The organism is Paenibacillus sp. VCA1 (genome assembly GCF_031583795.1).
In the GTDB taxonomy this organism is placed as follows: domain Bacteria; phylum Bacillota; class Bacilli; order Paenibacillales; family Paenibacillaceae; genus Paenibacillus_AQ; species Paenibacillus_AQ albilobatus.
Map to the genome: position 1 here is coordinate 266,031 of NZ_JAVLSX010000009.1, position 19,488 is coordinate 285,518.

Genomic DNA, 19,488 nt, shown 5'->3' on the forward strand with positions numbered 1-19,488 from the left:
TCCTTTCATGCATAAAACCCGGGCGTTTTAGATCAGACCCAAGGCAAGTGACCAAATTGTATCGCAAATCGGACGGACGGACAAGGAAATTCGCGGCGCGGCAACCTGACCAAAAGCGGGAAACCTGCTATAATGTGGGTGAAACGGAGTTGATGACATGGCCAAAAAAAGAAAACAAGACGCGGCCGTGAAGCCGCAGACGGCGGATAAGCCGGCGACCCTGAAGGACCTTTTGAGCAGCGATGTGCTGAATAAGCTGAAGCAGCAGTCGGAGGAATTAAAAGCCGAGCAGCAGAAGCAAAAAGAGGCCGAGTTGAAAAAAGCGGAGGAAGCGCGCAAAGCCGAGCAAAAACGCCGCGACAACGATTTTGAATATTTGCTTGAAAACAGCAGTATGGACTGGAAGAAATATAAATGACCGACGGAAAAGCTGCCCACCCGGGCAGCTTTTCATATGTCTGCGGTAGGATCGTTATTGGGGGACGGAATCCAAGATCCCGCATGACTGATGCATTTTCGTGGAACGGGATCCGTAATCTTGGCACAATGCGTTTTAATAGGCGGGGGCCGTGAGCCTGCATGATGCATTTTCGTTGAATGAGATTCGGAATCCTGCATGATGCGTTTTCGGAGGACGAGATTCTTGATTCATGGGCATGATCCCGTTTTCCGTCAAAAGAAGCAAAATGGCGTTTCGTTTAGGGCGCTTTATGCGGATTTACCGGGGAGAACCCGCGTCGTTCCTCCCGGGCAGCTTTTTAAGTCTGACGCTGTAATATCGCATCGCCCGCGGCACGCCTTTGATTTCCAAATGCCCCTCATAGATGAGGTGTCTGAGACGGTACTCGAAAAAGCTATCCCCGATATAGTCATCCCACATGCCGAGGGCTTGGCCGATCACCCGGGCCGCTTTGATGAATTCATGCTCCGGCATGCTGTGTTGAAGTGCCTCTACCGTTCGAAGCAAGTAGGCATCGAGGTAGTCCTCGCCGACGCTCCGGAGATCGCCGTCTTCCCACAGGCGCAGCGCCTCGTGCCGCCGGGCGAGCTCCAGCCATTTTTCCTCCAGCTGCCGCCTGATTTCGTCAGGAAGCGGGTCTTCTTGTTCGGCTTCCAAGTATACTTCTTGCAGTTTCTCGGGGGTAATCTCACCCGTATGCTTGTATTTGCACCAATAATCCGGCGTGTTGTATTTTTTGCCGCATTCCTCGTCCGCATCGATAATGGTTATCGGATTCGGATGGTGCCGCAGTAAATAAACAGCCCAAAGCAAACCCGTCCGTTCATGGGCATTTTTGCAGCTCCAAATGACGATGCTCGCTTCAGGGGGGATTTTCGACAGCTGCTTTACGAGCTCCCCATGGTATTCTTCATAGCGAAGCCCGTCATCCTTTCCGGATTCGTTGATGTGATCCCTGAACCATTCCTCCCTGTGCCTTCTTCCTTCCTCCGTGTGAAGCATGTACAACGGCCCGAAAGCAAAATGATCATAATCGAAAGAAATGACCTTGTCCGTATCGGAGCGCCCCATTTCCTTGAGTGCCCATTTGAGACTGCCCGCAGGTGAAGGACCAAACAGGATGTGTACTTTTTTCGTGCCGGCATCGGGCTGCCAGCGGCGGACCTGGTTTTGGCGGTCGTCAAGAAGATGGTGGTATACCTCCTTTAGAAAAGGGTACAGCTCTTCTTTTGCAGAGTGGTCACGTGCAGCAGCCTCCACCTGATGGAACGTCAATAACAGAAGCCGCTTCAGTTCTTGGGCGGAAAGCCCGTTCAGTGCTTCTTTCATTTTCATGATTTTGTCCATCTTCCGAACCCTTCCTTTCCGGGATTATTTCTATTTGGCGGGAGCTGTTTCCTTGTCCGCAACATGCACTGCCGGAGGGCTCCAAAAATGCAGGGGACTCCGCGATACGATGACGGATACGTTTTCAGGGGGCGCCTGCTTCATTTCGACCGGCTCAAAATGCTCCGGCAGAAGGACACAGTATGTTTTGCTCGGGCGCACGGCTTCGGCATTATATTCGCTGTGCAGCGGCGTCATGAACCAAAAAAGGTTTTTAGCCATGTAGCTTAAGTAAAATTCGTTCCAATCCGACGATTCGGGATTCCCGTTCAACCGCACGGGGAGACGCTGTCCGAGCCGATACCTGAATTCCTCCGGGCTTAGCAGGATGCCTTGGTCATCCGTAACGAAATGGCTCCACGAGGCGTCCATATACACCCACTTGCGTAACGACTCGGAGAAGACGGCGGTGACGACGTGACTGTCCGGATCATAAGGGTCATAGGAGCGGCAGAAAACCCGGCGGGAGCGAAAGCCGAGACTCAGATACGCTTCGTTTAATACGGTTGCGATTGCATAACAGTTCATGCGGGCTCCGGTTTGCTGGACATGTTCCAAGACGTGCAGGGCGTGGCAAGGATCGGGAGCGGGTACATCTCCATGCTTGAGCTTTTGGCCGACCCACTTCATCAGGTTGATGATTCGGGAAAGCTCATCGCCGCTGCCTGCGGCTTTCTCCAAATCGTACGTTTGCCTCAGCTTCCGCAGCTCCGCGGCTTCCGATTCGGATTGATATTGAAAGGGGATATTCTCCGCAGAGGCAGTACTGTAGCCCGTTAATTCCAGCAGCTTCAAGTAATGATCGGTAAACGTCTGCATGTGTCCGAACACGGAATCACCTCGGTTTAATCATATGTAAAAAAAATCTGTCACTCAGGAAAAAGAAAAGAACGCTGTTTCCCGTTTACGACCGGCGATGCTTGAGACGATATTGATGCGGCGTCGATCCGGTTTTGCGTTTAAAAATGCGGTAAAAAAATTTGAGGTCCTGGTACCCGCACAGCTCGGCGATGTAGGCGACTTTAAACGACGTTTCGCGCAGCAGCCGGCAGCTTCGCTCGATGCGGGCATTCTGCAAATACGTGAGGAACGTTACGCCGAAGTACCTCCGGAACATACGCTGCACATACCCGCTCGTGACGTTTAATGACTCGGTCAGCTCTCCGATCGTAAACTGGGATTCACCGCACCGCATATGGATGATGTTCAGAATTTCTTCGAACAGCGGGTCCTGCCATCGCGTTTCCTCCGTCCCGAAGAGCCGGCGGTCGAGAATCCCGAGCAGCTCCAGCAGCTTTCCGCACAGCATCGTCCGATAGCCATCGGCCTTGCGGATATATTCGGCATACATTCCGGTAAAAAGCAAATGGAAATCGCCGCTGCGGTCGGTCGTTTTCATCCAGGCCGCCTTGGCGCCGCCTTTTGCAGGGGACAAGTATTCAAAAATGCGCATCGGCATCGGGATCGCCTCGGCCCAATCCGCAAGCGTGTGCGGCTGAAAAACGCAGTTATAGATGACGATCGGTTCCTTCGGGGAAACCGCGGTCGGCCGGAATACATGCGCCGTTCCGACGGGCAGGACGAACACATCGCCCTTTTCGGCGGCGATCAGCTCCTCATCGATGTAATGGAACCCCCGTCCCTCCGCGACATAATTGATTTCGATAAAATCATGGGAGTGCTGCGGCGTTTCGAACGACTCCGCGATCCGATTGACGAATATATCTTCATCCCGGTTCAGGAGCGAATGGAACTGCATGACCATATGCTTACCCTTTTCCAAACGAAATCCCCCTCCCAAAAAAACAAAACGGAATCCCCTATAAAAATACATGGAATAACCCATATTTTGCAATATTTAGTTCGATATACTGAGGATAAGATTTTCCATGTCGAAGCGAGGAGGGGAATAAACTTGAACTTACGCGTTACCGATTTGCGGAGCGAATATGTCCGAAATCCGCTCGGGATCGGGCCGATCCGGCCGAGACTGAGCTGGAAGCTGGAGGCGGGCACAGGGGAGCGGCATGTCCTGCAAACGGCTTACCAGATACAGGTTGCGAAGGAAGATCCCGATTTTAACCGCCCGATTCGGGACAGCGGAAAAATCGAATCCGACCGTTCCGTTCACGTCGAGTATGGAGGAGAACCGCTGGAGGAACGCACCCGTTATTACGCCCGCGTACGGGCATGGGATCGGCGCTCCGCGGCGGCCGACTGGAGCGGGACGGTTTTTTGGGAGACCGGGATCTTCCGGGAGGATTCCTGGCAGGCTTCGTGGATCACCTGCGATGCCAAGAGCCAGGGGTGGAATGAGGATGCAGCATATTTGCTGCGGCGCGGCTTCCGGTTGGATGGAGAGATCGTCCGTGCCAGAGTGTACGCCACTTCGCTTGGCGCCTACCGGCTTGAACTGAACGGCCGCAAGGCGGGCGACGGCGTGCTGGCCCCGGGCTGGACGAGTTATAACAAACGGCTTCAAGTACAGACCTACGACGTGACGGAGTTTGTGGCCGAAGGCGACAACACCGTTGGCGTCGTGCTGGCGAAAGGCTGGCATCAAAGCGCGCTCGGCTGGGAAAACAACAACGGATATTACGGTTCTGCCCGGGCCGCGCTTGTTCAGCTCCATGTCTTGTACAAGGATGGCCGCGAGGCGGTAATCTGCTCGGACGAAAGCTGGCAGGCGGCGACCGGGCCTGTGCTGATGTCGGAGATCTACGACGGGGAGATTTATGATGCCCGGCTCGAAATTGCGGACTGGGCAAAGCCTGGGACCTGGAACGGTGAAGGATACGATGCCGAGATCAGCGCGGATACCGAAATCGGCTTAAATGAAGCAGGAAAGGTTATGCCGAGAACCGCCGGTTGGAAACGGGCATCTGTCGTTGAGTACCCGAAATCGATGCTTGTCTGCCAGGAGAACGAGCTGCCGAAGGTGATGCATGAGTTGAAGCCGGCCGCTTTCATCGTGACGCCTGCCGGGGAAACGGTCATCGACTTCGGCCAAAACATGGTGGGCGCCGTCCGTTTCACCGTCCGCGGCGCAACGGAGGGAGCGGTGGCGGAACTGCGCCATTTTGAGGTGCTCGACCGCAACGGCAACGTGTACACCGCTAATCTGCGCAAAGCGAAGCAGACGGCAAAGTACATTTGCCGGGGAGGGGTGGAGGAGACCTATCAACCTGAATTCACGTTTATGGGCTTCCGTTATGTGCACGTCGTCCAATATCCCGGCGAAATCAACCTCGATGACTTTACGGGCTGCGTCATTTACAGCGGCATGGAGGCCACGGGGACGTTTGCCTGCTCCGACGAACAAGTGTCGAAGCTGCAGCAAAATATCGTTTGGGGGCAGAGAGGGAATTTCCTTGACGTGCCGACCGATTGTCCGCAGCGGGATGAACGGCTCGGATGGACCGGGGATGCCCAGGTGTTTATCCGAACCGCCGCTTTCAACATGGGAGTCGGGCCGTTTTTTACGAAATGGCTGCGGGACTTGAAGGCGGATCAATTGCCGGACGGGGGCGTTCCCGCGGTCATTCCGAACATATTCCCGGAAAGCGCGGAAATGCATTCTTCGTCAGCCTGGGGCGACGCGGCGGTCATTTGTCCCTGGACGCTGTATCTTTGTTACGGGGATACGCGCATCCTGGAAGAACAGTTTGACAGCATGAAGGCATGGATCGATTACATTCGCGGACAAGGCGAACAGGAAACGCTGTGGAATACGGGGTTTCATTTTGGCGATTGGCTGCATCTTAACGCCGACTCCCGGGCAACGCCGACGGATTTGATCGCCACCGCCTATTTTGCGTATTCGACGGATTTATTCGCGCGGTCCGCAGCTTTGATCGGCCGACGGGAGATTGCCGGCGAATACCGCGACCTGCATAGACGGATCGTCGATGCGTTCCGGCAGGAGTTCGTTACGCCTAGCGGCCGACTCTGCGCGCATACGCAGACGGCCCATGTGCTTGCGCTGGCGTTCGGGCTTGTCGAAGGCGAGACGAAAACGAGGGTGGCACGGACGCTGGCCGCGATGATTGAGGATAACGGTACGGCGCTGACCACCGGTTTCGTCGGAACGCCGTATTTATGCCGGGTGCTGACGGAGAACGGATACAACGAATTGGCATACAGGCTTGTGCTGCGCAAGGAATACCCGTCATGGCTTTATTCGGTCGGCAAAGGCGCAACGACCATCTGGGAGCATTGGGACAGCATCAAAGAGGACGGATCGTTCTGGAGCGAAGAGATGAATTCGTTCAACCATTATGCCTACGGTTCGGTCGGGGAATGGCTGTACGGTGTTGTCGCCGGCATCGATACCAGCCAAGCCGAACCCGGTTACAAAGGGATTGTCATTCATCCGCGTCCAGGCAAAGGTATCACCTCCGCCGAAGCGGCCTATGACTCCATGTACGGAACGATCCGTTCATCGTGGAGCATCCAAAGCGGAAGAATGCGGATGGATGTCACGATTCCGCCGAACACCACGGCGACGATCGTATTGCCCGCGGCTGATCCGGAAACGGTTAAGGAGTCCGACATCGACGCAGCTTCCGCCGAAGGCATCTTGTTCGTGGAGAAGGCCGCTGAAGGAGTTAAGGTACGGGCAGGTTCGGGGCAATATCGTTTCGAATTTGCCGTTTAGGCAGGAATGAAAGAGGCTGCTAAGGCGCGTTAAAGAAGGCGGGAGACGTGGGCTTGGTTTTTGCCGTTCGATGATATGAGGCGAGCCGGCGGCCGAAACGTGTACACCGCAGCGCCGTTGAATAAATGGAGTCCGGTTCCCATCAAGTTTCGACGATCCGCCCCTTTCCAAACAAAAAAACAGCATCCTTGCCGGAAGCAAGAATGCTGTTTTTTGCATTTATTTTTAAAATTTCGCGAATCGCCAAAGCTTAATCTTCCAAAAAGACAAGCCCGATAAAATCGTCCATTTCGATATTGCCGAAGTAATGCTTGATATCGACGCCTTGAAGCGCCTCGCGAACCTCGGACTCCTCGTAGCGTTTGCCCCGAAGCTTGTCCTCGATATCCGCCACGTCGCCCACGCCGAAAAAGTCGCCGTAGATTTTGATGTTTTGAATGCGCGCGTCCTTGATATCCATCCGGATGTCGATGATGCCGACAGGGAAACGTTTCGTATGTTTGACGTTCGATTCCGGCGATTGGCCGTAGTTCCATTCCCAGTTTTGGTACCGCTCTTTGGAGATTTGGTTGATTTTCTCCCAATCGGCTTCGGTCAGATGATACTGGGGAACGTCTTTCGGATCCATGTTGAAAATGGCGCGCAGCAGCTCGGAGCGGAACTCCTCGATCGTCATCTTGCGATCCATCAGGTCGCTGATGTTGGCGACGCGGCTGCGGACCGACTTGGTGCTTTTGGATTTGAATTTTTCCGGGTTGGCGTTCAAGGAAGCTTGCACGTCATCCAGGTTCAGGTTGAACATGAGCGTGCCGTGGCTGAACATCCGGCCCCGGGTGGCGAACTGGGCGTTGCCGGAAATTTTTTGCTCTCCGACCTGCAGGTCGTTGCGTCCGCTGAGTTCGGCGTTCACGCCCATGCTGCGCAGCGCATCGATGACCGGCTGGGTAAACTTCAGGAAGTTGTGGAAGGACTGGCCGTCATCTTTCGTGATGAAGCTGAAGTTCAGGTTGCCGAGGTCGTGATAGACCGCGCCGCCGCCGGAAAGACGCCGCACCACCTGGATATTGTGGTCCCTGACGTATTCCTGGTTGATTTCTTCGATCGTATTTTGATGCTTGCCGATAATGATGGAAGGACGGTTGATGTAGAACAGCAGGTAACTGTCTTCCTCCATCGGCAAATGCTTGAGCGTAAATTCCTCGATGGCCAGGTTGATGGCCGGATCGGTAATGCCTTGGTTATCGATAAACAGCATAGCTTGACTCCTCCGTTTAAAGACCTGTATTCTTTGATATTTGCGAAATGAAAGCGGCTTGATCGGATCTCCGTGCATGCGAAAAACATGAGTGTAACGTCCCTAAAATGAGGGCCCGAATGCAGCTTATACCCGTTTTCTGCAAAAACCAAAGCAGCTTTCGAATCTATTGTAAACCAATCGTTTGCAAGAAACAAAAAAGAATTTGCATTGACGCCGCAAAAACATTAACGCCATAATGGATTCAATTATGGTGAACAGACAGGAGTGCGGCATATGCTGGAAAGATACGGGCACGGCGGGGATTTGGAGAGCGCTGCGGAGATCTACGGCCGGAGCGTTTTTTTGGATTTCAGCGCCAACATCAACCCGCTGGGACCGCCTCCCGGCGTGATGGAGAAGCTGCGGGACGCGCTGCCTGCGATCATTCGTTACCCCGATCCCGGGCACCGCGGGCTGAAAGAGTTGTTAAGCGCCCGCTTGGGCGTTCAGCCGGAGCAGCTGTGCATCGGCAACGGGGCGGCGGAGTGCATGGCGCTCGTGTTGCTGGCGCTGCGCCCCCGGAAGGTGGGTATCGTCGAACCTTGCTTTTCGGAATACAGGCAGTTGTCGGAGCAGTTCGGCGCCGAAGTGCAGTCGGTGTACGGTTCGCGGGCCAGCGGATGGAGGGCCGAAGCCGAAGAGATCGAAAAGCGCTTGCAGGCCGTCGATCTGCTTTTTATCGGCCAGCCCAACAATCCGAACGGGATTCAATACGACGCGGAGGATTTACGCCGTCTGGCCGACGCTGCGGAACGCTGCGGCACCTATTTGGTGGTGGACGAGGCGTTTATCGATTTTATTCCGGAAAAGAACCGGCAGTCGCTGCTGCCGGAGCTGGCCCGGTATCCGCATACGATTTTGGTCCGGTCGATGACGAAGTTTTACGCGATTCCGGGCCTGCGGCTCGGATTTGCGGCGGCGCATCCGAATGTGGCGCAGGCGATGAAGGGCAAGCAGGTTACGTGGAGCGTGAACGGCTTGGCGCTGCTTGCCGGGGAAGCCTGTTTGCAAAGCGGCGAGGGTTACGAGCGGGACACGATCAACCTTATTACGGAACAAAGAGGATTGATGGCCGCAGGTTTACGAAAGTTGGGCTGCGACGTGACCGAAGGCGAAGCGAATTTTCTGCTCGCGGGTCTTCCGGCGCCATGGACGGCGGAGAACATGCAGGGCGAAATGGGCCGACGCGGCGTGCTGATCCGCAGCTGCGCCATGTACCCCGGTTTGGGAAAAGAACATATCCGGGTTGCCGTCAAAACGCATGCGGACAATGCGCGGCTGCTAGACGTCATGGGGGAGGTCATCGCCGGAACATCGTCTTCTTCATGAATAGATGGGAGATGGGAAGGCAAGGAAACACGTCGGGATCTGCAAAACAATAGGGCGTTGAACCGAAGGGAAAGTAACGTTTGAAAAATCATGTTTCAAGATATTTAGGTTCGGCGGGCTGAAATTGCGATCCGTGAGCGGATCGCGGGTGGCGTTTTCGTAGACGTGGTACGTTATCGAAACTGATATAGATGTGATCCGTCATCAAAGGACGTTATTTTTTGTAGAAAATTCAATAGGAATTGGAATGATTCGTACTTAAGGGGGGAGCGGGGTGGCAACACCATTTTTGATCGAAAAAGAAACCGAATATGCATCTACAGCTTGGCCTGGCCTTGTGCTTAAGAAAGGGGATCGGCATCTGCTGCTTCAGGCACCGGGACCGTTCGAGGCCATGGGAAGCGCGGTGTACGGCGGAGGCGTGACGAGACTGCGCAGAATGGCCAACATTTACGTGGACAAAAATTACGACTGTTCCGATCCGGTGCGCGACGTAGCCGAATGGCTGCGGGAATGGCGGTATCCGGTTGACACGACCGCCGGGCTTTTGACCGCGGTTCAGCTGAAGCATGCTTCGGTGATGGAGGAAAAAAACGGGGAGGCCGCCGTTTTCTGCTGCGTGACCGCCGGGACTTCGAATGCCGCCAAAGCCGGCTCCGAACGAACCACCTATCCCGCGTATCGCCCCGGCACGGTGAACATCATACTGATGATCGATGCAAAGCTGACCCAGGCGGCGATGGTCAATGTCATCATGACGGCGGTGGAAGCGAAAGCGGCCGCGCTTGCAGACCTTGATGTGCGCGACGCGGAAAACGGGCTGGTGGCCACGGGAACGACCTCGGACGCGATCATGCTCGGGGTGAGTCAAAGCGCGGCTTACCCGGTGGAACATATGTATGCGGGAACGGCCACCGATCTCGGCGCCATGGTCGGACGCGCGGTGTACGGCGCGGTGAAGGAGGGTCTGTTGACGGCATGGGCGGAGCGGCATTGACGGCGATGGCCGTTTTGGCCGGAGCTTTTATACTGGATCTGCTGATCGGCGACCCGCGCTGGATTCCGCATCCCGTCATTCAGATGGGAAAGGCGATCAAAGGGATGGAGAACTGGATACGCCGGCAATTTCAGCCGGAACAATTCAAAATGGCGGGGCTGCTGCTGCCCCTAGTCGTTGCGGGAGGATCGCTGATCATCACCTGGGTGCTGCTCAAAGTGTTAAACGGGATCCATCCCTGGCTTGGCTGGGCGGCAGAGGTGGCGCTGATCGCCACGACGATTGCCGTTAAAGGATTGAAGGATGCGGGAAAGGAAGTATACCGTCATCTCGCGATCGGCGATCTGCCAGCGGCGCGCCGCAGCCTCAGCATGATCGTCGGGCGTGAAACCTCCCATCTCGACGGGCCGGAGATCGTCCGTGGGACGGTGGAGACCGTCGCCGAAAATATCGTGGATGCGGTCATTTCCCCGCTGTTTTGTGCGCTGATCGGCGGAGCCCCGCTGGCCATGGCTTACCGCGCGGTGAACACCCTCGATTCGATGGTCGGCTACAAAAACGAAAAATACCTCCATCTCGGCTGGGCTTCGGCCCGGCTGGACGACATCGCCAATTGGATTCCGGCAAGGCTGACGGCGTTATTGCTTACCGTGTCGGCTTTTCTTCTCCGGATGAATTGGCGCAGAGCTTGGCGCACGATGCGGCAGGATGCCCGCAAGCACCCGAGCCCGAACAGCGGCTTTCCCGAATCGACCGTCGCGGGGGCGCTCGGGATTCGGCTGGGCGGCGTCAACGTCTACCACGGCGTCGAATCGTTCAGAGCCTATATGGGAGAGGCGTTCAGACCGATGAAGTCCCGCGACATTTTGCTGGCTAATCGGCTGCTGCTGACGGTTTCGGTTCTGTTCGTCCTGATGGCTTTGCTGGTTATATGGGCGGCGGGAGGCACGTTATGGACTTGAAGCGGCTGGAGATTATATTGATGAGACATGGTACAACGCCGTGGAATGAGGAGAAACGTTATCTGGGGCATACCGACATCGGACTTAGCGACCAGGGCAGGGAGGAGCTGGCTCCCGTCCGGGAAAAGCTTTGCGATCGAAGCTTTGGCAGGGTCTACTGCAGCGATCTGGCGCGTTGTCGGGAGAGCTTGCAAGAGGTGCGTCCGGATCTGGCCGGAGAAGCCGTATACGACGATCGTTTGCGGGAAATGGACTTTGGCGTGTGGGAAGGGCATACCTACGATCAGCTCAAGGACAACGCTTTGTACCGGCAGTGGTTGGACGAACCGAAACGCGTGACTTCGCCGCAGGGCGAATCTTGGGAGGCGTTTGAAAGCCGAATTGCCGCGTTTGCGGCATTCATGCTGCAGGAAGCGGAAAGCAGGGCTGCCGGATGCACGGAGAACACTGAAAATACTGAAAACATTGAAAACACTGAAAACACTGGCAGTTCGGGTAACAAAGCCTGCGCTTCGGTACTGCTTGTGGCGCATGGCGGAGTGATCCGGCAAATCGTGCATGCTTTTATGAAAACAATCGCATTCTGGGATATCCGCATCGAACCCGGGAACCTGCTTGTTCTGACGCTGGAACGGACGGAGGAAGGCTGGAGCGGCGCAAATCTCGGAGATATTTAAGGACCCGATAAAAATCGAAAGAAGCGGAGGGGACGAAACCGATTCTTTCGAAGCCGAAGGCATTTTTTAAAGATTGATTTGAAAGCATATGCCGGCGCGGGTTATTCTCGTAAAATCCATTGTCACCTCTTCCATCTTCCCCTATAATCAAAAGCTAGAGATGCATTGCCTGGAATAAATGAATAATGAACGCTGATGAGGTCCCGGAAAGCGGCGCGACGCCGTTTCTTCGGGTGAAAAGGGAAGCCGGTGCAAATCCGGCACGGTCCCGCCACTGTAAAACAGGTATGTCCCGATATGCCACTGTTCCGCCATGAAGGAGGGATGGGAAGGCCGGGATGATTTCGCCCAACCTGTAAGTCAGGAGACCTGCCTCATGAGCTTATTGACGGTCCTTCGAGGAAAAGGATTACGTTGCGTGCGCTTTCCGCCAGACGGTCGCTGCGGCCATCTGCGTGTTTAAGCGCGCTTGCCTGCGCATGCGGCTGACGCCGCAGTCTTTTTCAGGCGACGTGATCCCTGGTTCTTGGCAAAAAGAATCAGGGTTTTTTTGAAGATATAGCGCGGTCTGGCTTCTATTCATTCAAGGCCGCCCGGTCCGTATTCCGAAAGGTGTCCGTCAAAGCCGCATTCATGAACGTTCTATTGCCAGGCTTCTTTCGCGTCAAGAGAAAAAGAACCATAGAGGAGAGAAAACGTACATGAATTTGCAATCGTCAATCAAAAGATGGTCCACCGGCTTTGCGGCTTTGCTGCTCGCGTTATCGCTTGCGGCTTGCGGCAATGAAAACAAGGAGCAGCAGTCCGCGCCCCAGGAGCCGGCCAAGCAGGAGGCGTCCCAACAGCAAGCGCAGACGGACAGCCTGAAAACAGCTTATCCGCTCACGCTTCAGGATGCGACGGGCGAATCCTTCACGTTTAACGAAGCGCCGAAAAAAATCGTGTCGGTGTCTCCGGCGGAAACCGAAGCGCTGTTCGCGATCGGTCTCGGGAATGAAATCGTCGGCGTATCCGATTATGACGATTACCCCGAAGACGCCAAGTCCAAGCCGAAAATGGGCGGCATCATGAAGCCGAACGAGGAAGCGATCATCGCGGCCCAGCCGGATATCGTGTTTACGGGCATTTCCATGAGCGAGGAGGCGGTCAAGAAGCTGCGCGGTCTCGGCATCAAAATTTTCAAGACCGATCCGAAGACGGTGGACGACGTCATTAAAAATATCGAAACGTACGGCAAAATTACCGATCATCAGGCCGAAGCCCAAAAGGTAGTCGACCGGATGAAAGAAGAAGAAGGCAAAGTCGTCGAAGCGGTGAAATCCTTGGCCGACGACAAGAAGAAAAAAGTATACATCGAGTTTTCCCCGGGCTGGACCGTCGGAAAAGGCGAGTTTATGGATGAGTTGATCAACTTGGCCGGGGGCGTCAACGTGGCTGCAGATACGCAGGGCTGGAACGAGATCAGTGAAGAGAAGATCATTAAGGATAACCCGGACGTCATTTTGTACGCCAAGAGCGTAGTCGATGATAAAACGAAAAAAGGTTTGGGCGACATCATCAAAGGGCGCAGCGGCTGGGATCAAATTACGGCCGTCAAAAATGGGGCGGTCATCGGACTGGACGACAACCTGCTTAGCCGTCCGGGTCCACGCGTGACGCAAGGCCTGCAAGAGGTTGCCAAAGCCATTTATCCGGAGTTGTTTAAATAATGAGCAAAAAGCTGGCAGGTTACGGAGGGATCGGCCTGGTGCTGCTGGTGCTGACCCTGCTGATCTGTCTGGGGATCGGCTCGGTCGCGCTCCCGGTGAAGGATATCGCGTTGATCGTGCTTCATCGGCTGCCATGGGTTAAGGAGCTCATTCATCCGACGTGGAATCCGTCGTTTGAGCAAATCATCATCATGGTGCGGCTGCCGCGCGTGCTGCTTGGCATGCTGGTCGGCGCCGCGCTGGCGGTGGCGGGCGCGGGTTTTCAGGGCGTGCTGCGCAATCCGCTTGCCGATCCGTTTACGCTTGGCGTCTCTTCGGGCTCGGCGGTCGGCGCGTCGATCCTGATCTTTTGCGGCATGCAGTATTCGCTGATCGGAGCATGGACGCTGCCTGCGGTGGCGTTTGTCACCGGCTCGGCGACGCTGTGGGGCGTGATGGCGCTGGCCCGCGAACGTGGAAAAATCCCGACGAACAGCCTGATTTTGTCGGGCGTCGTGATGCAGTCCTTTCTCGGGGCGGTGGTCTCGTTCCTGACCGCGATGTCCAAAGAGACGGTAAACGAAATTTTATACTGGACAATGGGCGGTTTAAGCCTGCGCGGATGGTCGTATACGGCCATCCTTTTGCCTTATTTTCTGGTTGGGCTGCTGCTCGTCTGGAGCCGGGCGCGGTCGCTGAATCTGCTGTCGCTCGGAGAGCGGCAGGCGGCGCATTTAGGGGTTAACGTGGAAGGACTCAAAATGATGGTGCTTCTCGTCAGCACGCTGTTGACCGCAGCCGCAGTTTCGATGGCCGGTGTGATCGGATTCGTGGGACTTGTCATCCCGCACGTGATCCGGCTGATCGTCGGGTCCGACTATAGGCTGCTCGTTCCGCTTTCCGCGATCGGCGGCGGCATTTTTATGGTATGGGCGGATACGCTTGCACGCACCCTGCTTGCACCGACGGAAATTCCGCTCGGCGTGGTGACGGCGTTTGTCGGGGCCCCGTTTTTTGGTTATTTGTTATACCGCAGCAAGAAACAGCGAAAGGGGTTAGGCGCATGATCGAAACCAAGGGCTTGGGAAAAGCATTTGACGGCGTATCGGCTTTGCGCGGGCTCGACTGGACCGTCGGGGAAGGCGAATGGTGGGGAATCATCGGCCCGAACGGGAGCGGCAAATCGACGCTGATGCGCCTGCTGTCGGGCGTGGAACGCCCAAGCTCGGGGACGATCCGCATTCGGGGCCGGCATGTGGAGGATTACGGCCGCAAGGAGCTGTCGCGGATGATGGCCGTGCTTCAACAGGAAGGGATTATGCCTGTCCACTACCCGGTGCGCGAAGTGCTTGAAATGGGCCGCCATCCTTACCTGAACTGGCTCGGACAGGATATGCGCGAAGACGTCGGCGCGTTGATCGACGGCATTATGGAAAAGCTGGAGCTGCAAGGGCTGACGGACCGCCATTTGGATGAACTGAGCGGCGGACAGCGGCAGCGGGTTGCCTTGGGTCAGGTCATGGCGCAAGAGCCGCAAATATTACTGCTTGACGAACCGACGACTTTTTTGGATATTCATTACCAGCAGCAGTTTATGGAGCTTGTGGCCGAGTGGAGGAAAGAGGCGGGGATTACCGTGGTCGCCGTGCTGCATGATCTCAATTTGGCCGCGCTTTATTGCGACAAGCTGCTCGTGCTGCGTGACGGAAGGGCCGTCAGCATGGGGACGCCGGAGGAAATGCTGACATCCGAGCGGATCCGGTCCGTATACGACGTGGAGCCCGTCATCGTGGCACATCCCGTCTATGGCGCGCCCCAGGTTCTTTTGTCCAAGGCAGCGTTAAAGCGAAATAAGGAGGAGGGAAATTAATGGGTTTTCTAGAGCAGTATGTGGAAGGAATCCCCGAGTTGGATATGGAGGCATCGCGCGCGGCTGCGGCCCATATCGGCAACTTGACGGTTCCTCCCGGCGCCTTGGGGAAGTTGGAATCGCTTGCCGTTCAGCTTGCGGGCATTACGGGACGTATCAAACCTTCGTTCGAAAAAAAGGCGGTCATTGTCATGGCGGCGGACCACGGCGTATGCGAAGAGGGGGTCAGCGCCTTTCCGCAGGAAGTGACGACGCAAATGATCCACAACTTTTTGTCCGGCGGCGCCGCGGTTAACGTGCTTGCCCGCCAAGCCGGAGCGAAGGTGGTTTGCGTCGACATCGGCGTCAACAACGACATTTCCCATCCGGAGCTTGTCTCCCGGAAGATCCGATTCGGTACGGCCAATATGGCCAAAGGACCGGCCATGACGCGGGCAGAGGCGATCCGCGCCATCGAGACCGGCATAAGCATCGTCGAAGAAGAGGTTCGGCGCGGCGTCAGCATTTTCGTGACCGGCGAAATGGGGATCGGCAACACGACCGCAAGCGCGGCCGTCATGTGCGCCATGACCAACACGGAGCCGGCCAAAGCGGCCGGGCGCGGCACGGGCCTCGATGATGAACGGCTGAAGCATAAAATCGGGATCATTGAAAAAGCTTTGCAGCTGAACGCTCCGGATGCGGCGGACCCGATCGACGTCCTTGCCAAAGTCGGGGGGCTTGAGATCGGCGGCTTGATCGGAGTGATTTTGGGAGCGGCGGCGAACCGCTGTCCGGTGGTGATCGACGGCTTCATTTCGAGCGCGGCGGCGCTTTTGGCACGGGTGATTTCGCCGGAAGCCGCCGGTTACATGATTGCCTCCCACATCTCCCAAGAGCAGGGACACCGCCAGCTGCTTAAAGCGTTGGATCTGCGTCCCGGGCTGGATCTGGACATGCGGATCGGCGAAGGGACGGGCGGCGTGCTCGGACTGACGCTCGTCGATGCGGCATGCCGGATCGTCAGCGAGATGGCGACGTTCGAAAGCGCCGGCATTGCCGGAAGCGGGGTGTGAGGGCAATGAGCATTTTGGTTACCGGCGGAGCAAGGAGCGGGAAAAGCTCGTTTGCCGAGCGCTGGATGATGGCGAACGCGCAGCAGGCGATTTATGTGGCGACGTCCCAGGCTTTTGACGCGGAGATGAAACAGCGGATCGCCCGGCATAAGCGGCAGCGGGATCAAGCCGAATTCGGCTGGAACACGATGGAAGAGCCGCTGAAGCTGCCGGAGCTGCTTGCATCGCTGCATGCCGGCTCCGAGACGCCGGCGGTGCTTGTGGACTGCTTGACATTGTGGCTGACCAACGTGATTTTGGCGGCGGAGGAACAGGAAAATATGGAGCAGGCGATTCGGGAAGCCATCGACCGGCTGGTGGAAGCCGTCCAAGCCTATCCCGGACCGCTCGTGCTCGTCACAAACGAAGTCGGGGACGGCATCGTGCCGGAATACCCGCTAGGAAGACTGTTCCGCGACTATGCCGGAATCCTGAACCAGTCGGTGGCCCGCGTCTGCGAACAGGTATTTCTGGTAACGGTCGGCATCCCGATCGAACTGAAAAGCAGGGAGTACCGGCTATGAACCCAGGATGGCAGGCCGTAGCGGCGGCTTTTCAATTTCTGACCCGGTTTCCGGTCAAAGCGGAGCTGGATTATACGCCCGAGCTGTTCCGGCGGAGCACATGCCATTATCCGCTTGCGGGAGCGGCCATCGGCGCGGTGGTATGGTGTGTCGCGGCCGCGGCTCTGTACTTGCTGCCGCCGCTGCCTGCCGCAGTGCTGACGCTCGTGTTGTGGGTCGCCCTGACCGGCGGGCTGCATTTGGACGGATGGATGGATACCGCGGACGGGCTCTTAAGCTACAGGCCGCGCGAGCAAATGCTGGAGATCATGAAGGACAGCCGGGTCGGCGCGATGGGCGTCATGGCCTGCGTGCTGCTGTTGCTGCTGAAAGCGGCGCTGGTCTATTCGCTGCTGACTGAAGGCTGGCCGCCGCTCATGCTCCTTCTTCCGCCGGTCTGGAGCCGGTGGTTTATGGTGCATGCGATGGCGTCGTGGCCGATGGCCCGCGGCAACAAGGGGCTTGCCGGCAGCAATTTTAAGGGCATGGAGAAACGCCATAGTGCGGCGGCACTGCCGGGAGCAATACTTCTCACCGCAGCCGCTGCCGGGCTGTTTCCGCTTCTTGGCGTCGGGGAGTGGACGTATGGGCAGGCAGGTCTGGCCTGGGTTGCGTTACCGCTTGCAGCCTGGGCCGGGGGAACGTGGGCGGCACGGCGCATGGCCCGCAAGCTCGGCGGCCTGACCGGCGACACGTACGGCGCGCTGAACGAGGGGATCGAAGCGCTGCTGCTGCTCGTGCTTGTGATCATTCAGTATCGGTTTTAAATGGATATAGATAGAGGAGGAAACCGCGGGTGACGGAAAACAAGGGAACAGGGAGCGTTAAACAAGCGGCGGTGCTCATGCTGCAAGGGACCGCTTCGGATGTGGGCAAAAGCGTCATTACGGCCGCGCTCTGCCGAATATTCGTGCAGGACGGCTTCCGCACGTCTCCGTTCAAATCGCAAAACATGGCGCTGAATTCCTACGTCACGGCGGACGGCAAAGAAATCGGAAGGGCCCAGGGCATGCAGGCCGAAGCCTGCGGCATCGAAGCGACGACGGACATGAACCCGATCCTGATCAAGCCGACGCATGACATGCATTCCCAGATCGTCGTCCATGGGCGTCCCCTGGCGAATATGAGCGCCGCGGATTACCGCAGCAAATATTTGCCGACGGCCAAAGCGACCGTGATGGAAGCGCTCGGGCGCTTGCGTTCCGCGTACGACATCGTCGTCATGGAAGGCGCCGGGAGCCCCGCCGAAATCAATCTGAAGGAACGGGATATCGTCAACATGAACTTGGCCGGCTGGGCGGATTCGCCCGTCGTGCTAGTGGCGGACATCGACCGCGGCGGCGTGTTTGCTTTTCTCGTGGGGACGCTGGAGCTGCTGGAGCCTCATGAGCGTGCGCGCGTCAAGGGCTTCATCATCAACAAGTTCCGCGGGGATCTGTCGCTGCTTCAGCCGGGGCTGGATTGGCTGGAGGAGCGGACAGGCATTCCGGTGCTTGGCGTGCTGCCTTATATCCATGATCTCCGGTTGGAGGCGGAAGACTCCGTGGCATTGGAGGGACGAAGCCGGCCTGCGGCGGACCGACAGGCTGGCGGAGGCATCGACGTTGCCGTCATCCGCACGCCGCGCATCTCCAATTTTACGGATTTTGATCCGCTGACCGGGGAGCCCGGCGTGTCCGTGCGTTTCGTCAGCCGCTCCGCCGAGCTTGGGCAGCCGGATGTCATCCTGTTGCCCGGCACGAAAAACACGATCGGCGATCTGGAATTCCTCAAGGAACAAGGATTCGACGCCGCCATAGCCGAAGCGATGCGCTCCGGTTCGACCCAGCTGATCGGCATTTGCGGCGGTTATCAGATGCTTGGCAGAACTTTGTCCGATCCGGACGGGCTGGAAGGCCGGCAAGCCGGCGAGACGGAAGGGCTCGGTTATTTGCCGCTTGCAACCGTTTTTGCCGTGGACAAAAAAACAGTCCGGGTCAGCGGCCGGCTGCTGCCGGATTGCCCGCTGCGCCTTGAAGGCGGTTGGGACGCGGCGGCTATTCCGGTGGAAGGTTACGAAATACATATGGGACGCACCACCGTGGTCGAGGACCATCAAGGGAGCGCACATCCGCTGTTCGAAATTCGGGAAACAGACGGGGAGCCGAAAATGGAAGGATGCGGCGCAAAAAACGGCCGGATCTGGGGCACGTATTTGCACGGCATTTTCCATAACGACGAGTTCCGCAAAAGCTGGCTGAATGCGATCCGCGCGGCGAAAGGGCTTCGGACCGAAGCGGAAACGTTCTCGGTTAAGGCTCTAAAGGAGCGGGAATTCGACCGCGTCGCCGAAACGGTAAGGCAGCATGTGAAGATGGACGAGATTTACAAGCTGCTAAGTATTGGCTGAATAGCCTGCCCACCTCCGAACCTGAGCATGAAGTTATAAATTCTTCAAAAAAGGAAAAAACTGAAGAGAAGTCATCCCTAATGACAAGGGATGACTTCTTTTTGCGTCATATGCTTAAA

General features: G+C 56.7%; 17 protein-coding genes and 1 riboswitch. Of the genes, 13 read left to right on the forward strand and 4 right to left on the reverse strand.

Going from position 1 to position 19,488, the window contains the following annotated elements; genetic code table 11:
• Positions 1-157: 157 nt before the first annotated feature.
• Positions 158-418, forward strand: coding sequence for a YqkE family protein (locus RJP21_RS21360; protein WP_310861089.1), 261 nt, complete (start codon positions 158-160; stop codon positions 416-418).
• 300 nt (positions 419-718) lie between these two features.
• Here RJP21_RS21360 and RJP21_RS21365 read toward each other — a convergent pair whose 3' ends face one another.
• The 3 genes from RJP21_RS21365 to RJP21_RS21375 all read right to left on the reverse strand — a co-directional run bounded on the left by RJP21_RS21365 (position 719) and on the right by RJP21_RS21375 (position 3,629).
• Positions 719-1,807: a DUF1835 domain-containing protein gene (locus tag RJP21_RS21365; protein WP_310861090.1), complete on the reverse strand. Its 1,089-nt coding sequence runs from the start codon at positions 1,805-1,807 to the stop codon at positions 719-721.
• A 30-nt stretch (positions 1,808-1,837) separates the two neighbouring features.
• Entirely contained in the window at positions 1,838-2,677 is an 840-nt protein-coding gene (locus tag RJP21_RS21370; RefSeq protein WP_310861091.1) for a transglutaminase domain-containing protein, read from the reverse strand.
• A gap of 73 nt (positions 2,678-2,750) precedes the next feature.
• A complete protein-coding gene (locus RJP21_RS21375; protein ID WP_310861092.1) occupies positions 2,751-3,629 on the reverse strand; it encodes an AraC family transcriptional regulator in 879 nt (292 codons plus the stop codon).
• 132 nt (positions 3,630-3,761) lie between these two features.
• Between RJP21_RS21375 and RJP21_RS21380 the strand changes: the two genes are divergently transcribed.
• Positions 3,762-6,503 carry a family 78 glycoside hydrolase catalytic domain gene (locus RJP21_RS21380; protein ID WP_310861093.1) on the forward strand — a complete coding sequence of 914 codons (2,742 nt, stop codon included), beginning with the start codon at positions 3,762-3,764 and terminating at the stop codon, positions 6,501-6,503.
• 250 nt (positions 6,504-6,753) lie between these two features.
• Here RJP21_RS21380 and lplA read toward each other — a convergent pair whose 3' ends face one another.
• Positions 6,754-7,758: a lipoate--protein ligase gene (gene lplA, locus RJP21_RS21385; RefSeq protein ID WP_160042714.1), complete on the reverse strand. Its 1,005-nt coding sequence runs from the start codon at positions 7,756-7,758 to the stop codon at positions 6,754-6,756.
• A 276-nt stretch (positions 7,759-8,034) separates the two neighbouring features.
• Between lplA and cobD the strand changes: the two genes are divergently transcribed.
• The 11 genes from cobD (at position 8,035) to RJP21_RS21440 (ending at position 19,369) form a co-directional block, all read left to right on the forward strand.
• A complete protein-coding gene (cobD, locus tag RJP21_RS21390; RefSeq protein WP_310861094.1) occupies positions 8,035-9,129 on the forward strand; it encodes a threonine-phosphate decarboxylase CobD in 1,095 nt (364 codons plus the stop codon).
• 274 nt (positions 9,130-9,403) lie between these two features.
• A complete protein-coding gene (locus RJP21_RS21395) occupies positions 9,404-10,126 on the forward strand; it encodes an adenosylcobinamide amidohydrolase (RefSeq protein ID WP_160042712.1) in 723 nt (240 codons plus the stop codon).
• Positions 10,123-11,088 carry an adenosylcobinamide-phosphate synthase CbiB gene (gene cbiB, locus RJP21_RS21400; RefSeq protein ID WP_397386258.1) on the forward strand — a complete coding sequence of 322 codons (966 nt, stop codon included), beginning with the start codon at positions 10,123-10,125 and terminating at the stop codon, positions 11,086-11,088. Before RJP21_RS21395 ends, cbiB begins: the two co-directional genes overlap by 4 nt.
• On the forward strand, positions 11,079-11,765 hold the full coding sequence (locus RJP21_RS21405; RefSeq protein ID WP_310861096.1) for a histidine phosphatase family protein: 687 nt from the start codon (positions 11,079-11,081) through the stop codon (positions 11,763-11,765). Before cbiB ends, RJP21_RS21405 begins: the two co-directional genes overlap by 10 nt.
• 181 nt (positions 11,766-11,946) lie before the next feature.
• A riboswitch (cobalamin riboswitch) is annotated at positions 11,947-12,156 on the forward strand.
• 310 nt (positions 12,157-12,466) lie between these two features.
• Positions 12,467-13,474, forward strand: a complete 1,008-nt coding sequence (locus tag RJP21_RS21410) for an ABC transporter substrate-binding protein (RefSeq protein ID WP_310861097.1) — start codon at positions 12,467-12,469, stop codon at positions 13,472-13,474.
• On the forward strand, positions 13,474-14,520 hold the full coding sequence (locus RJP21_RS21415; protein WP_310861098.1) for a FecCD family ABC transporter permease: 1,047 nt from the start codon (positions 13,474-13,476) through the stop codon (positions 14,518-14,520). Before RJP21_RS21410 ends, RJP21_RS21415 begins: the two co-directional genes overlap by 1 nt.
• Positions 14,517-15,323 (forward strand): ABC transporter ATP-binding protein, encoded by an 807-nt coding sequence (locus RJP21_RS21420; RefSeq protein ID WP_310861099.1) that lies wholly within the window; start codon positions 14,517-14,519, stop codon positions 15,321-15,323. Before RJP21_RS21415 ends, RJP21_RS21420 begins: the two co-directional genes overlap by 4 nt.
• Positions 15,323-16,378 carry a nicotinate-nucleotide--dimethylbenzimidazole phosphoribosyltransferase gene (gene cobT, locus RJP21_RS21425; RefSeq protein ID WP_310861100.1) on the forward strand — a complete coding sequence of 352 codons (1,056 nt, stop codon included), beginning with the start codon at positions 15,323-15,325 and terminating at the stop codon, positions 16,376-16,378. Before RJP21_RS21420 ends, cobT begins: the two co-directional genes overlap by 1 nt.
• 5 nt (positions 16,379-16,383) lie before the next feature.
• Positions 16,384-16,941, forward strand: coding sequence for a bifunctional adenosylcobinamide kinase/adenosylcobinamide-phosphate guanylyltransferase (gene cobU / locus RJP21_RS21430; RefSeq protein ID WP_310861101.1), 558 nt, complete (start codon positions 16,384-16,386; stop codon positions 16,939-16,941).
• Positions 16,938-17,747 carry an adenosylcobinamide-GDP ribazoletransferase gene (cobS, locus tag RJP21_RS21435; protein WP_310861102.1) on the forward strand — a complete coding sequence of 270 codons (810 nt, stop codon included), beginning with the start codon at positions 16,938-16,940 and terminating at the stop codon, positions 17,745-17,747. Before cobU ends, cobS begins: the two co-directional genes overlap by 4 nt.
• Positions 17,748-17,824: 77 nt before the next feature.
• Positions 17,825-19,369 carry a cobyric acid synthase gene (locus tag RJP21_RS21440; protein ID WP_310861153.1) on the forward strand — a complete coding sequence of 515 codons (1,545 nt, stop codon included), beginning with the start codon at positions 17,825-17,827 and terminating at the stop codon, positions 19,367-19,369.
• Positions 19,370-19,488: the final 119 nt, after the last annotated feature.